The sequence below is a fragment of the Kitasatospora sp. NPDC018619 genome (assembly GCF_044391605.1).
Taxonomy (GTDB): Bacteria; Actinomycetota; Actinomycetes; order Streptomycetales; family Streptomycetaceae; genus Kitasatospora.
The window spans coordinates 30,786-44,619 of the sequence record NZ_JBISAI010000017.1; the positions used below are offsets into that span (position 1 = coordinate 30,786).

Genomic DNA, 13,834 nt, shown 5'->3' on the forward strand with positions numbered 1-13,834 from the left:
CGGGGGGGGGGGGGGGGGGGGGGGGGGGGGGGGGGGGGGGGGGGGGGGGGGGCGCCCCCCCCCGGGGGGGGGGGGGGGGGGGCGGCCGGGCGGCCCCCCCCCCCCCCCCGGGGCCGACCGCCCGGTCAGACCGTGAACTTGAAGGTACGTTCCTTGTCGCCGGTCTTGTCGAACACCGAGGTGACGCCGTCCGCGACGTCCTGCGGGGTGACCGTGGCGACCTGGCCGTTCTTCTTGACCTTCACCTTGTCGAACGCGGTGCCCAGCTGGGCGGTGAGCGCGTCGATGTCCCACTTGGGCACGATCTTGCCGGAGGCGTCCGGGGCGAGGGTGAGCGCCTTGGCGGCGGTCTTCGGGCCGAAGTCCCAGGTCTTGGCGCCGGCCACGACGTGCACCTTGCCGGAGGCCACCTGCTTGCCGAGACTGTCGGCGGCGGCCTGGAGGGCCTGGGTGGAGACCTTCGGCTGGGCGGCCGTGACGGACAGGGCGATCGGCTGGTCGGGCTTGCCGTCGGCGCGGTCGCGGTAGGCCTGTGCGATCGCCTCCATGGCGCTCGCCGACTCCACCGCCTGGCCGGCCCGGCCGGGCACGACGATCGGCTCGCCGTTGACGTCGCCGAACTTGACGTAGCCCTCCTGGAGGCCCTGGCCGGAGCCGGCCGCGAGGCCGTCCAGGGCGGCGCGGAGCTTGGCCTTGTCGATCCGCACCTCGGGGGCGACGGCCTTGGTGCCGCCCTTGAGCGACTTGATGACGTCGACCGGGTTGTAGCTGTGCTGGGCCAGGCCGTCCACGGTGGCGGTGGTGTCGAAGCTCAGCCCGGCGACCGTCGGGTCGAGGTCCACGGTCTGGTCGCCGATCTTCAGCTTGAGCGGCTGCTGGCCGACCTTGCCGACCGACTCGTCCAGCTGGTGGATCGCCTGGTCGCGGCTGCTGCCGCCGATCTCGGCGCCGAGCACCACGGTGCCCTTGGGGACGTCGGACTGGTTGAGCATCAGCCCGGTGCCGTAGGCGGCGGCGCCGAGGAACAGCACCGCGGCGACGCCGTAGACGCCCAGCTTGACCAGCTTCTTGCCGGCGCCGCCGCGCTTGGCCTTGGCGGGGGCGGCGGGCTCGGCCTTCGCCGGGGCGGGGGCCGGGGGGGCCGCGGGGGCCGGGGCGGCCTTGTCGCCCTTGGCGTTCCGGGGGCCCTTGCCGCCGCCCTTGCCCCCCTTGCCGGCCTTGCCGCCCTGGGGGTCCGGGCCGGCCTCGGGCCCCGGGCCGGGGGCCGGGGCCGGCAGCGGGGTGAGCGCGGTGGCCTCCGGGTCGCCCGGCTGCGGGGCCGTGCCGGGCGCCCCGGGGAAGAGGGCGGCGGGGCCCGCCGGGACGTCCTGGCCGGGGGCGCCCGGGCGCTGGGCGGCGAACGGGTCGTTGCCGGTCGGGGCCGAGGCGAACAGGCCCGGCTGCGGGCGGCCGTCGGCGGCGTGCGGCGCGCCGTTCACCGGCAGGCCGGGTATCGCGGCGGGCGGCGGGGTGGTGTCCCGGATCGGCGCGAAGCCGTCGACCGAGGTGTCCTCCGGGTTCGCCCCGGCGGCCGGCTGCGGTCCGGGCACCGGGTGGCCGTTCGGCTGGAAGCCGTTCTGCGGGCCGGGCCGCTGCCCGCCGTCCGTCAGGTCATCGCGCCGAGGGCCGTTCTGCTGCCCGCCGCCGCGCCGGGGCAGGCCGCCCCGGGCGCCGGGCGCGCCGGTGTCGGGGACGGAGGTGCCGAACGGGTCGGTGACCGGCGCGAACGGGTCGGCGGCCGGTGCGAAGGGGGCGGCGGCCTCGTACACGCCGGGCTCCTCCGCCGGGGCCTCGGCGTGGAACGGCTCGGCGGGCGCGGCCGGGCGCTCGCCCTGTGCGGGCACCGGACGGCCGTTCGGGGCACCGGCGGCGCGGGGGGCCCGGTCCTGGGCCGGGCGGGCGGCCTGCGGGCGCGGCTCGGCGGCGGTGCCCGGCGCGGCCTGGGCCTGCGGCGCGCCGACGGCACCGGCGGGCACGGCGGCCGGGGCGGGCTCGGCGACCGGGGCCTTCTTCTGGCGCGGCCGGAACCAGGCGCCGGTGGACTCCGACTCGGAGGTGGCCGGCGGGATCGGCGGGATCTGCCACTCCGGCGGCAGCTTCGGGGGGGAGGCCTGGCGGCCGCCGTCCTCCATCACCCCGAGCACGGGCGAGGCCGGTGCGGAGCGGTGCCGCGGGGCACCCGGGTCGGCGGCGGCCGGGGCGTCATCGCCCGGGCCGTCCTCGTTCTTGACGGTGCTGCGGACGACGACCGGCGGGATCGGGCGCGAGCCGGGGATGTTGATCCGGACCCGGGTGGTCAGGGTGGTCTCGGTCTTCGGACCGTCGTCCTCGCCGCCCGACGCGGCGCCCGGTCCCGCGTCGGCCCGGTCGCCGCCGGGGAGCCCGGCCGGTGTGCCGTAGGGCGGAGTGCCCGACGGGTAGGCGTCCGGACCCGTGCGCCGGGGCGTCGGGTGGGCGTTGTCAGATTCGCGGCTGCTCAATGCTGCTCTGCTCCGGGTTCGCGGGCGGGCCGTGCGGCGCGACCGCGGTTCGTGGTCGCCGGGCCTTGACTGGGGCGGGCGGCGGTCGGGTACGGCGTTCTGCGGGACCACCATACTGGGAAGAACTGAGCGGCGAACGGCTTCGGACTAATCCTGATACGTCCGGTTCCTCCGGTATGAGAGTAAGGCCGTACGCTCCTGACTGCGCGTCGTACGCGGTACGGTACGCCGTGCACGACCGGGGTCAGCGCGGGGGGCCGGGCACCCCGGGGAACCAGCCGGCCCGGGTGGGCAGGGTGGCACAGATCACGCCCAGCACCGAGCCGGCGAACAGCCAGGCCAGCGAGGTGGCGTTGGACCACAGCACGTTGTCGCCCTCGGGCCGGGGCACGATCAGCAGCAGCATCGCCAGGAACCAGCCGGCCGCGGGCACGCCCGCGCCGAGCCGGGTGCCGGTGACCCGCAGGCCGCCGTAGAAGGTGCCGGCCGTCGCGGCGAGCGCCAACAGGACCCCCACCGGCGGCCACAGGGCCTGCACAAAGGATCCGCAGACCGACACCGCGACGCCCAGCACGAAGAGCAGGACGTAGGCGACGATCCGGGCGGCGCGCGGTGGCTGGGGCTCGGCCAGCCGCTCCTCGCGGGTGCCGAGGACGGCGGCGGCGAGCGGGCGGCGCGGCGGCCGGGCGGCGGGCTTGCTCATCGGACGCCCTCCTCGGCGTGCGCGGCGTCGGACGGCAGGCCGGCGAACAGGTCGTCCTCCGGTGCGACCGGCCCGGCCTGGCCGCGCACCAACTGGTAGTACTCGGTGGCGAACAGCGGCTGGGCGAGGTCGTTGGACAGCGCGAAGAAGGCGCCGTCCACGGTGATCTGGGTGGCGTGGGCGCTCATCGCGGCGGCCTTGCGCGCCGCGTACGCGGCCCCGTCCAGCACGGTGGTGACCACCTCGTCGTCGACCACGCCGGGGATGTCGGCGGGCTTCGCGACGCCCGGGAAGGACGCCTCGGCGGCGGCCTCGGCGAGCCCGGCCTCGATCACCGAGCGGGGCATCCGGTTCCAGTACACCTTGGCGACCCGCCAGGCCGGGCCCAGCTCCGGCCGGTGCGCCGGGTCGGCCGCCAGCTCGTACGCGCGCATCGCGACCCGGTGCGCCTGGATGTGGTCCGGGTGCCCGTAGCCGCCGTCCGGGTCGTACGTGACCAGCACCTGCGGGCGCACCTCGCGGACCACCGCGACCAGGTGGTCGGCCGCCTCGTCCACGTCCGCCCGCCAGAAGCAGCCGGGCGCGTCGTTCTCGGCGACGCCCATCATCCCGGAGTCGCGGTAGCGCCCCGGGCCGCCGAGGAAGCGGAAGTCGCTCACGCCGAGGGCGCGCATCGCCTCCGTCAGCTCGCCGATCCGGTGCGCGCCGAGGGTGTCGTCCCGGTCGGCCGTCAGGTGGGCCAGCTCGGGGGGGATCACCTCGCCGCCCTCGCCGAGGGTGCAGGTCACCAGCGTGACCCGGGCGCCCTCGGCGGCGTACCGGGCCATGGTGGCGCCGTTGCCGATCGATTCGTCGTCGGGGTGGGCGTGCACCAGGAGGAGGCGGCGGCCGGTAGTCGCGGTCATGGGAGGAAGCCTAGGCCCTGTCCTCGGACGCGCCCCGTAGGCCCTCTCGCCGCTGCGACGGGGTCAGAGCCGCAGGCCGTTGATCATGCCGGCGAGGTTGCTGGTGACCTGGCTGATCGACGGGGCGATCGAGCTGGAGGCCAGGTAGAAACCGAGCAGCGCGCAGACGATCGCGTGCGCCAGCTTCAGGCCGGACCGGCGGATCAGGATCACCACGATGACCAGCATCAGCACGGCGGCGGAGATGTTCATGGCCATGTCGGCTCACACCCCTTCTCGGGCACGCCGCCTCCGGGGAGGGCGGCGGGGGACGGTCGGGACTGGGGGCTGCGGACGGCCGCGGTCCGGGACGGGGCCGGACGGTCGCCCGCGCGTCCAGTCATACCCGATGGGTAAGGGTGTCATTACCCACGGTGAGTCCACGTGCGCCGGGGTACCGCGGCATCCGAGGGGCGCATGGGCCGGTCGGAGGCGGTTTGGGCCTCTTTGGGGCGTACTTGGCGACGATGCTCCGAACGAGTGATCAGCGTGCGCCAGGGGGTGGTGGTCCGGCGTCGTAGGGTCTGGTGCCATGAGCTCCCACACCTCTGCCGAAACCTTCCCCCGGCAGTACGCGCGGACCCTGCGCTACACCGTCGGCGCCCCCCGCTCCTTCTCCGTCGCACCCGACGGCTCGCGGGTCGTCTTCCTCCGCTCCCGCTCGGGCCGCGACCGGGCCAACCTGCTCTGGACCCTCGACACCGCGACCGGCGAGGAGCGGGTCGCCGCCGACCCGGCCGCCCTGCTCGGCGGCGGCGAGGAGGACCTGTCGCCGGCCGAGAAGGCCCGCCGCGAGCGCAGCCGCGAGGGCTCGGCCGGCATCGTCGGCTACGCCCTGGACGCGGCCGGGAAGCTGGCCGCCTTCGCCCTCTCCGGCCGTCTGTTCACCGCCGACCTGGCCACCGGTGCCACCGCCGAACTCCCCGCCGAGGGGCCGCTGCTGGACCCCCGGCCGTCCCCGGACGGCAGCCACGTCGCGTACGCCAACACCGCCGGCGAACTGCGGCTGACCCGCACCGACGGCAGCGGCGACCGCGTCCTCGCCGAGCCGGACGGCCCGAACGTCACCTGGGGCCAGGCCGAGTTCATCGCGCAGGAGGAGATGGACCGCGACCGCGGCTTCTGGTGGTCCCCCGAGGGCGACCGGCTGCTGGTCGAGCGCGCCGACGACAGCCCGGTGCGCCGCTGGTGGATCGCCGACCCGGCGAACCCGGACCGCGAGCCCGCCGAGATCGCCTACCCGGCGGCCGGCACCGCCAACGCCGAGGTCGGGCTCTGGCTGCTCGACCTGCACGGCGGGCGCACCGAGGTGGTCTGGGACCGCGAGGCCTACCCGTACCTGGGCCGGGTGCACTGGTCCAAGGGCGGCGTCCCGCTGCTCCAGGTCCAGAGCCGCGACCAGCGCCGCCAGCGGATCCTCGGCCTGGACCCGGCCACCGGCGCCACCGAGGTGCTGCACGAGGAGGAGGACGGCGCCTGGCTGGAGCTGTTCGCGGGAGCGCCGGCCTGGACCCCGGACGGCAAGCTGGTCCGGATCTCGGACGAGGGCGGCGTGCGGGCGCTGGTGATCGGCGAGCGCACCGTGACCGGGGCCGACCTGCACGTCCGCTCGGTCGTCGCGGTCACCGAGCGGGAGGTCTTCTTCAGCGCGGCCGGCGGCGCCGCGGAGGCCGACCCCGAGCCCGGCTGGATCGGCGTCGGCCGGATCAGCCACGACGGCACCCGGCTGGCCTGGGAGTCCGCCAACGGACGCCCGTTCACCTCCGTCACCAGCGCGGTGCACGGCGGCGGGATCACCGTCCGGGCCACCGCCGAGCCCGACCTGCCCGGCACCCTGGTCGACGTCGCCCGCGACCTGCCCGAGGGCCTGGCCGTCGACGAGGTCGCCACCATCGCCTCGTACGCCGAGACCCCGGTGATCACCGCCCGCCCGGTCTTCCGCTTCGCCGGCGAGCGCCGCATCCCGACCGCCGTCCTCCTGCCCACCGGCTACGACCGCGAGCGGGACGGCCTGCTGCCCGTCCTGATGGACCCGTACGGCGGCCCCGGCGGCCAGCGCGTCTACCAGGCGCACAACCCGCACCTCCAGTCGCAGTGGTTCGCCGACCAGGGCTTCGCCGTGATCGTCGCCGACGGGCGCGGCACCCCCGGGCGCGGGCCGGCCTGGGAGAAGGCCATCGCCTTCGACTTCGCCGGGGCCACCCTGGACGACCAGGTGGAGGCGCTGCGGGCGCTGGCCGGGGAGTTCCCGCTGGACCTCGACCGGGTCGCCGTCCGCGGCTGGTCGTACGGCGGCTACCTCTCCGCGCTCGCGGTGCTGCGCCGTCCGGACGTCTTCCACGCGGCGGTGGCCGGGGCACCGGTGACCGACTGGGAGCTGTACGACACCCACTACACCGAGCGCTACCTGGGCGACCCGGCCGAGCGGCCCGAGGTGTACGCCGCCAACTCGCTGGGCGGGTACGCGGCCGGGCTGGAGCGCCCGCTGATGGTCATCCACGGGCTGGCGGACGACAACGTGGTGGCCGCGCACTCCCTGCGGCTGTCCTCGGCGCTGCTCGCCGCCGGGCGCCCGCACACCGTGCTGCCGCTGTCCGGCGTCACCCACATGACCCCGCAGGAGGAGGTCGCGGAGAACCTGCTGCTGCTCCAGGTCGACTTCGTGAAGCGCTCGCTGGGCCTCTGACACCCCGCCGACCGGCGGTTTCGCGGCCGGTGCCCCCGTGACGGGGGTACCGGCCGCCGTCATGACATCCGTCATGCCGAAGGCACGACGGCGGACACTGCCGCCGCCACCCGCCCGCGCGGGACTCTGAGGTGGTGCGGACAGCACGCGAAACCGGCAGGGGAGAGGAGCGGGGCGATGGGGACCGAGGTGGCCGCCTTCCGCGGCGTGGGCAAGAGCTACGGGCGGGTGCGTGCCGTGGACGGACTGGACCTGGTGCTCAGGCCGGGCGAGACCGTCGCCCTGCTCGGGCCGAACGGCGCCGGGAAGTCCACCAGTCTGGACCTGCTGCTCGGCCTGCGCGAGCCCGACCAGGGCAGCGTGACGCTGTTCGGCGGCACCCCTCGGGCGGCCATCGCGGCCGGCCGGGTCGGCGCGATGCTGCAGAGCGGCGGGCTGATGAGCGACGTCAAGGTGCGCGAGCTGGTGCGGCTCGCCTGCGACGTGCACCCGCGCGGCCGGTCGGTCACGGGGGTGCTGACCGACGCCGGGATCACCGAGCTGGCGGAGCGGCGGGTCGACAAGCTGTCCGGCGGCCAGGAGCAGCGGGTCCGCTTCGCCCTGGCCGTCGCCGGCGACAACGACCTGATCGTGCTGGACGAGCCCACCACCGGCATGGACGTCAGCGTGCGGCAGTCGTTCTGGGCGAGCATGCGGGCCCAGGCCGATGCCGGGCGCACGGTGCTGTTCGCCACCCACTACCTGGAGGAGGCGGACTCGATCGCCGACCGCGTCCTGGTGCTGCACCGCGGCCGGCTGATCGCCGACGGCAGCTCGGCGGAGATCAAGGCCCGGGCCGGCGCCCGCCGGATCGCCTTCGAGCTGCACGAGGCGGACGGCCGGACGGAGGAGTCCGTGCTGCGGGCCCTGCCCGGCGTGCAGTCGCTGGACGTCACGGCGAGGGTCCCGGGGGTGCGGACGGTACGGATCCGCACCGCGGACGCCGACGCCACCACGGCCGGGATCTACCGGGCCGGGCTCTACCCGCGGGGGCTGGAGGTGGCCGGCGTGGGCCTGGAGCAGGCCTTCCTGACCATCACCGGCGAGCTGGACCGCGCGGACGACACCGAGGACACCGAGAAGGCCGAGAAGGAGAGCATGCGATGACAACCCTGATCAGGCTGGAGGTCCTGCGGACCCTGCGCAACCGGCGCTACCTGCTCTTCACCATCGCCTACCCGGCGCTGATGTACTTCTTCTTCATCAACGCCTACGGCTCCACCCAGCTGGCCGGCGGCCTGCCGGTGAAGACCTACTTCATGGTCTCGATGGCCACCTTCGGCGCCGTCGGCGCGGTGCTGACCGGCAGCGCGCAGCGGATCTCGCTGGAGCGCAAGAGCGGCTGGGTGCGCCAGCTGCGGCTGACCGCGCTGCCCGGCCGGGCGTACACCGTCGGCAAGATCGCGGCGACCGCCGTCACCACGCTGCCGGCGATCCTGGTGGTCTTCGCGGTCGGCGCGAGCCAGGGCGTCTCGCTGGGCGCGGCGCAGTGGATCGGGCTGGCGGCCGCGCTCTGGCTGGGCAGCTTCGTCTTCGCCGCGCTCGGGGTGGCGCTCGGGTACGCGGCGCAGCCGGACGCGGTGCAGCCGATCGTGATGATCACCTACATGGCGATGGCGCTGCTCGGCGGCACCTGGTTCCCGGTGAGCGGCTCGCTGGAGAAGTTCGCCCGGTTCAACCCGGTGTACCTGTACAACAAGCTCGCCACCTTCACCCAGCCCGGGCACTCCCTGGACACCGTCGCGGTCGCCGGGCTGGCCGGCTTCCTGGTGGTGTTCGCCGCCGCCGCGGCGGCGCTGTACCGCCGCGACACCCGCCAGGCATGATGACCGGCATGAACGACGCGCGCCAGGCCCACCGCCCCGACGAACCGCCGGAGGTGGGCGTGGCGCGCGCGTCCTTCATGAACGTGCCCGGCTCGCCGGTGGAGAGCAGGCGGCAACTGCTGGTCAAGGTCGCCTGGATGCTGCTGTGGATGCTGTACCTGGCCTACCCGGCGGGCGACCTGCTGCGCGGCGGCCACGACACGGCCGGGACGGTGCTCGGCTGGTGCTGCCTGGCCGGGTTCGTGGTCGCCTACGTGCTGCTGGTGGTCTTCCGCTCGCAGGCCGGGATGCGGCCGCGGGCCTGCGTGGCGATCGTCGCGACGATGGTCGTGCTGGCCGTCGCCGCCGCCGTCGTCCTCGGCCCCGCCTTCCTGACGCTGTTCATCTACGCCTCGGTGTGCCTCGCGATCATCACGCCGGCCCGGTACGCGCTGCGCGCGCTGGTCGCCATGGCGGTGCTCACCGCCGCGGTCGGGGTGGGCATCGGCGCCGGCAGCGACAACGTCTCCACCTTCGCGCTCAGCGCCTTCCTCTCCGGCGCCGCCATGACCGGTCTGCAACGGCTGGTCGCCACCATGAAGGAACTGCGCGAGGCCAGGGCCGCGGTCGCCCACCTGGCCGCCTCCGAGGAGCGGCTGCGGCTGGCCCGGGACCTGCACGACCTGCTCGGGCACTCGCTGTCGCTGATCACCCTGAAGAGCGAGCTGGCCGGGCGGTTCATGGACGCCGGCAAGGACGAGGCGGCGCGGGCGCAGGTCGCCGACATCGAGCAGGTCGCCCGGCAGTCGCTGATCGACGTCCGGGAGGCGGTGACGGGCTTCCGGCGGCCGACCCTGCCGGTCGAACTCGCCGCCGCCCGTACCGCGCTGGCCACCGCACAGGTCCGGCTGGAGGCCGCGCCCGACCTGGCGGACGCCTGGCCGTCGCTGGCCGTCGAGGAGACGGGCGCGCTGGCCTGGGCGCTGCGCGAGGCCGTGACCAACGTCGTCCGGCACGGCGAGGGCGCCACCGTCTGCACGGTCACGGCGGACGAGAGCTGGGAGGCGAGCGGCGAGCGCTACGCCGTCCTGGAGGTGACCGACGACGGGCGCGGGCCGGGCAAGTCCCAGCCGGGCAACGGCCTGTCCGGGCTGGAGGAGCGGTTGGCGCTGGTCGGCGGACGGCTGGAGACCGGGCCGGGGGAGCGCGGGAAGGGCTTCCGGCTGCGGGCCTCGGTGCCGCTGCGGGCGGCGTCCGCGGCCGCGTCCGCGCCCGTGACGAAGCCGCACTGACGGGCCGCCGCGGGGAATCCGGACACGCGGCCCCGACGTCCTACCGGGCGTGCCTACCGTTCTCGTCATCGGCTTCGATCCGTACGCCGTCCCCGGGATGGGCGGGGATGCCGTCCGGGCCGTCCTGGACGTCGAACTCGTCCGCTTCGCCGAGCACGGCATCGAGGCCTCGACGGCGCTGGTCGCCCCCGACGGCACCGCCGAGCAGGCCGTCGTGGCGGCTCTGGCCGAGCGGGCGTGGGACGTCGTCGTCATCGGCGGCGGCATCCGCAAGCCCGAGGCCGCGCTGCTCCTCTTCGAACTCGTCGTCAACCTGGTGCGGTGCCACGCTCCCGGGGCCTCCCTCGCCTTCGACACCGGCGTCGCCGACAGCCTGGAAGCCGCCCGCCGCCCGCCGCCGGCTCCCGGCGTAGCCGGAGCGGAAGCGGGAGCCGGGCCGGCCGGCGCCCACCGCACCCCGCCGGGCCGCCGGGGCAGCCGTCGGGGCGGGCGGTTCAGCCGAGGCCGGCCAGCTCGCGGCGGTAGGCGAGGGCGGGGCGGCCATCGAGGAGGAACCCGTAGCGGAACCCGAAGCCGCTGCGGGCCAGGACGGCCTGTGAGGCGGAGTTGTCGGCGGTGGTGACGGCGGTGAGGAAGCTCAGGCCGTAGCCGGTGGCGGCGAGCCGGCAGACCTCGGCGACGGCGGCGGTGGCGACGCCGCGGCCGGCGGCCGACTCGGCGACGCGGTAGCCGAGTTCGGCTCCGCCGTCGGCGAGGTCGACCAGGTTGACGCGGCCGACCAGCTCGCCGGCCGCGTCGCGGACGACGTGGAACCGGCAAGTGCCCTCGGCCTGTTCGGCGAGGAGGGCGGCGTGGCGGTCCGCGAAGGCGGCGAAGTAGGCGTCGCCGCGGTCCGGGATGCTGCGGGCGAAATACGCGCGGTTGGCGCGTTCGAAGGCCAGCAGGGCGTCGGCGTGGTCGGGGCGCAGGAGTTCCAGGGTCAGCACCGGGCCAGTCTGGCCCGCAGGGGCCCGGCGGGCCACGGGATTCGGCGGCGGTGCGGCCGCCGGAGCAGCGGCGTCGGCCCCGCGGGGGACCGGACACGCCCTAGCTAGGGCGTGTCTGACAATTCTCGCCGGGTGCGCGGCGTCGGGGCACGCACCTCGCCGCGTTGTCGTCGGTCGCCAATGCTCCGCAGTGGCTCCCTCCTCCGCCTTGCGATGCACGCACCCCGACGCCGCGCCCTGGTCCGACGCCAATTGTCAGACACGCCCTAGGGTCGTGGCCATGAACGACACTGACAACGGGGCCCCGATCCGCGTGCTGCTCGCCGAGGACCAGGGGATGGTCCGGGAGGCGCTGGCCGCGCTGCTCGGGCTGGAGGGGGACATCGACGTCGTCGCGCAGGTCGGCCGCGGGGACGAGGTGGTGGCGGCGGTGCTCGCGAACGACGTGCAGGTCGCCGTGCTGGACATCGAGATGCCGGGGATGACCGGCATCGAGGCGGCCGCCGAGCTGCGCGGCCGGGCGCCGGGCACCAGGGTGGTCATCGCGACGACCTTCGGGCGGCCCGGCTACCTGCGCCGGGCGATGGAGTCGGGGGCGGACGCCTTCCTGGTGAAGGACGCGCCGGCCGCCGAGCTGGCGGAGGCGATCCGCCGGGTGCTGCGCGGCGAGCGGGTGATCGACCCGGCGCTGGCCGCCGCGGCGCTGGCGGAGGGCGCCAACCCGCTGACCGCGCGCGAGCGGGACGTGCTGGGCGCGGCGGCCGACGGCGCGGTGAACGCGGACATCGCCCGGCGGCTGCACCTGTCCGAGGGGACGGTGCGCAACTACCTGTCGATGGCGATCCAGAAGACCGAGGCCCGCAACCGCACCGAGGCGGTGCGGATCGCCCGGGAGAAGGGCTGGCTCTGACCGGGGTCAGTTGAGCCGGTGCCGGGCCGCCCGGGCCTCCTGCCGGACCTTGGCGGCGGTGTCCGGGTCGAAGGCGTCCAGGATCTGCGCGTAGGCGTCCATCTCGGCCGAGCCGCCGAGGAAGTCGCCCATGCGGACGAGGAGTTCGGCCCGTTCCAGGCGCAGCTGGGCCGGGTGCCGGGGCAGCAGCAGGGCGAGTTCGGTGGCCCAGAGCTGGGTGCGCGCGTGCTCGGGGCGGTCGGCGGCCCAGACCCGGATGTTGCCGAGCACCCGCAGCACGATGTCCAGCGGCTGGGCCGGGGTGAGCAGGGCCGGGTCGAACTCCGCCCCGGCGGCGGCCACCAGCTGCCGGACGTCCTCCGGATCGAGCAGCCGCCCGCCGTGGAACGGGTCGGCCAGGACGTACTCCTCGCCGCCCGCCGGGCCGCCCACCGCGACGATGAAGTGGCCCGGCAGGGCGACGCCGTGGACGGTCAGCCCGGCCCGCCGGCCGACCGCCATCCACACCAGGGAGAGGGTGATCGGCAGCCCGCGCCGGCGCCGCAGCACCTCGGGCAGCAGCGAGGACTCCAGGCGCCGGTAGTCCGACTGCCGCCCGTGGAAGCGCTCCCGCCCGCCGAGCACCGCGGCCAGCAGGGCGGCGGTCTCCTCCGGCCCGGTGGGCGCCCGTTCGGCGACGGCCAGCCGGACGGCCGCCGCGTGCCGCTCCAACGCGGCCTCGCAGGCGGCGAGCAGCGCGTCCACGCCCGGCGGTTCGCCGGGGTCGCCCGGGCCGGGCAGCATGCCGTGCTCGGCGGCGGCGAGCAGGCACAGCAGCACCGGGTCGGGCTGCTCGGCGCGGGCGGCGGTCCGGAAGCGGTCTCTGCTCTGCTCGGTCACGGTGACGGCGACGGCTTTCGTACGGCGGACGGACAAGGCGGCGGGCGGGGTGCGGGCGGGCGGTCGGAGGAACGGTACGGCCTGGCGCTACCCCTGGGGGAGGAGCGCGTAGTGGTAAGTGTGACTGGTCGTGAAGCCGAGTCCGTCATAGAGCGCGACCGCCCCCGCGTTCTCCGCCTCGACCTGGAGGTACCCGCCGGTCGCCCCCTCCTCGGCCGCGCGCGAGGCGAGCACCGCCATGACCGCCGTCGCCAGCCCGGCCCGCCGGGCGTACGGCTGGACCTCGATCGCGCCGAAGCAGGCCCAGTCCCCCTCGACGACGCAGCGCCCGATCGCGAGCGGCGGCTGCCCGGGGGCGCCCGGCACGGTGGCGAACCAGACCGAGGGCCCGCCGTGCAGCACCCGCCGGGCCGCCTCCTCGACCGCCGGGTCGTCGCCCACCCGCCGGTACACGGACAGCCACGCGTCGTCCGCGGTGCGCGCCAGCCGTACCCGCCCGTGCGCGGTGCCGGCCCGGGCGAGCCCGGCCAGCGGGGCGGTGCGGACGAGGGTGGGCGCGTACCCGGCCCCGAGCCGGTCGAGCTCGGCGGCCAGCGGCTCCGGCGAGCCGGGGGAGAGCACCTCGACGTAGGCGGGCAGCCCCCGCGCCGCGTACCAGCGGCGGACCGCCTCCAGCGCCTGAGGCAGCGGCAGCCCCGGGTCCCCGAGGGCCTGGACGGAGTTGGCGCGGCGGGTGAACCCGGCCGCGGCGCGCAGCGTCCACTCGCCGAGCGGCTCCTGCTCGACGGCGGGCCAGCCGCGCCCCGCGATCCGCTGCAGCTCGACCGGCGAGGCGGGTGGCAGCGGGGCGCGCCGGACCGGGAACGGCGGCACGACCTTGCCCGCGACCAGCAGCTTCTCCGGCAGGAACACCGGATCGCCGGTGCGCGGGACGACCGTCAGCCCATGATCGTCCCATGATGTGAGCACGCCGATCGAATCCCGGAACACCGGACGGTCGTCCACGAACTCCGAGAGGCGCCGGACGGACACGCGTCGTCCCACGTCAGAGCGGTCTATCCGGACCTCCGG

13 protein-coding genes are annotated in these 13,834 nt (G+C 75.9%); 5 read left to right on the forward strand and 8 right to left on the reverse strand.

The window, feature by feature from the left end:
• Positions 1 to 125: 125 nt before the first annotated feature.
• The 4 genes from ACH5AR_RS25380 to ACH5AR_RS25395 form a co-directional block, all read right to left on the reverse strand.
• Entirely contained in the window at positions 126 to 2,519 is a 2,394-nt protein-coding gene (locus ACH5AR_RS25380) for a hypothetical protein (protein WP_396303801.1), read from the reverse strand.
• 244 nt (positions 2,520 to 2,763) lie between these two features.
• Positions 2,764 to 3,222 (reverse strand): DUF6113 family protein, encoded by a 459-nt coding sequence (locus ACH5AR_RS25385; protein ID WP_396303802.1) that lies wholly within the window; start codon positions 3,220 to 3,222, stop codon positions 2,764 to 2,766.
• Entirely contained in the window at positions 3,219 to 4,127 is a 909-nt protein-coding gene (mshB, locus tag ACH5AR_RS25390; protein WP_396303803.1) for an N-acetyl-1-D-myo-inositol-2-amino-2-deoxy-alpha-D-glucopyranoside deacetylase, read from the reverse strand. The genes ACH5AR_RS25385 and mshB overlap by 4 nt, the downstream gene beginning before the upstream one ends.
• A 63-nt stretch (positions 4,128 to 4,190) precedes the next feature.
• Positions 4,191 to 4,385: a DUF2304 family protein gene (locus ACH5AR_RS25395; RefSeq protein ID WP_049658010.1), complete on the reverse strand. Its 195-nt coding sequence runs from the start codon at positions 4,383 to 4,385 to the stop codon at positions 4,191 to 4,193.
• 313 nt (positions 4,386 to 4,698) lie between these two features.
• Here ACH5AR_RS25395 and ACH5AR_RS25400 point away from each other — a divergent pair, with 313 nt between their 5' ends.
• The 4 genes from ACH5AR_RS25400 to ACH5AR_RS25415 all read left to right on the forward strand — a co-directional run bounded on the left by ACH5AR_RS25400 (position 4,699) and on the right by ACH5AR_RS25415 (position 9,988).
• A complete protein-coding gene (locus ACH5AR_RS25400; protein WP_396303804.1) occupies positions 4,699 to 6,852 on the forward strand; it encodes an alpha/beta fold hydrolase in 2,154 nt (717 codons plus the stop codon).
• Positions 6,853 to 7,029: 177 nt separating this feature from the next.
• Positions 7,030 to 7,998, forward strand: coding sequence for an ABC transporter ATP-binding protein (locus ACH5AR_RS25405; protein WP_396303805.1), 969 nt, complete (start codon positions 7,030 to 7,032; stop codon positions 7,996 to 7,998).
• Positions 7,995 to 8,717: an ABC transporter permease gene (locus tag ACH5AR_RS25410; RefSeq protein WP_396303806.1), complete on the forward strand. Its 723-nt coding sequence runs from the start codon at positions 7,995 to 7,997 to the stop codon at positions 8,715 to 8,717. Before ACH5AR_RS25405 ends, ACH5AR_RS25410 begins: the two co-directional genes overlap by 4 nt.
• An 8-nt stretch (positions 8,718 to 8,725) precedes the next feature.
• On the forward strand, positions 8,726 to 9,988 hold the full coding sequence (locus ACH5AR_RS25415) for a sensor histidine kinase (RefSeq protein ID WP_396303807.1): 1,263 nt from the start codon (positions 8,726 to 8,728) through the stop codon (positions 9,986 to 9,988).
• Between the two features lie 40 nt (positions 9,989 to 10,028).
• On the opposite strand, the gene ACH5AR_RS25420 is transcribed toward ACH5AR_RS25415, so the two are convergent.
• Positions 10,029 to 10,316: a hypothetical protein gene (locus tag ACH5AR_RS25420; protein WP_396303808.1), complete on the reverse strand. Its 288-nt coding sequence runs from the start codon at positions 10,314 to 10,316 to the stop codon at positions 10,029 to 10,031.
• A 166-nt stretch (positions 10,317 to 10,482) separates the two neighbouring features.
• Positions 10,483 to 10,974, reverse strand: coding sequence for a GNAT family N-acetyltransferase (locus tag ACH5AR_RS25425; protein ID WP_396303809.1), 492 nt, complete (start codon positions 10,972 to 10,974; stop codon positions 10,483 to 10,485).
• Positions 10,975 to 11,254: 280 nt separating this feature from the next.
• On the opposite strand from ACH5AR_RS25425, the gene ACH5AR_RS25430 reads away from it, so the two are divergent.
• Positions 11,255 to 11,884, forward strand: a complete 630-nt coding sequence (locus ACH5AR_RS25430; protein ID WP_396303810.1) for a response regulator — start codon at positions 11,255 to 11,257, stop codon at positions 11,882 to 11,884.
• 6 nt (positions 11,885 to 11,890) lie between these two features.
• On the opposite strand, the gene ACH5AR_RS25435 is transcribed toward ACH5AR_RS25430, so the two are convergent.
• The gene (locus tag ACH5AR_RS25435) at positions 11,891 to 12,763 is read right to left on the reverse strand and encodes a transglutaminase family protein (protein ID WP_396303811.1); all 873 of its coding nucleotides are present in this window, start codon (positions 12,761 to 12,763) and stop codon (positions 11,891 to 11,893) included.
• 87 nt (positions 12,764 to 12,850) lie between these two features.
• A complete protein-coding gene (locus ACH5AR_RS25440) occupies positions 12,851 to 13,795 on the reverse strand; it encodes a GNAT family N-acetyltransferase (protein WP_396303812.1) in 945 nt (314 codons plus the stop codon).
• Between the last annotated feature and the right edge of the window lie 39 nt (positions 13,796 to 13,834).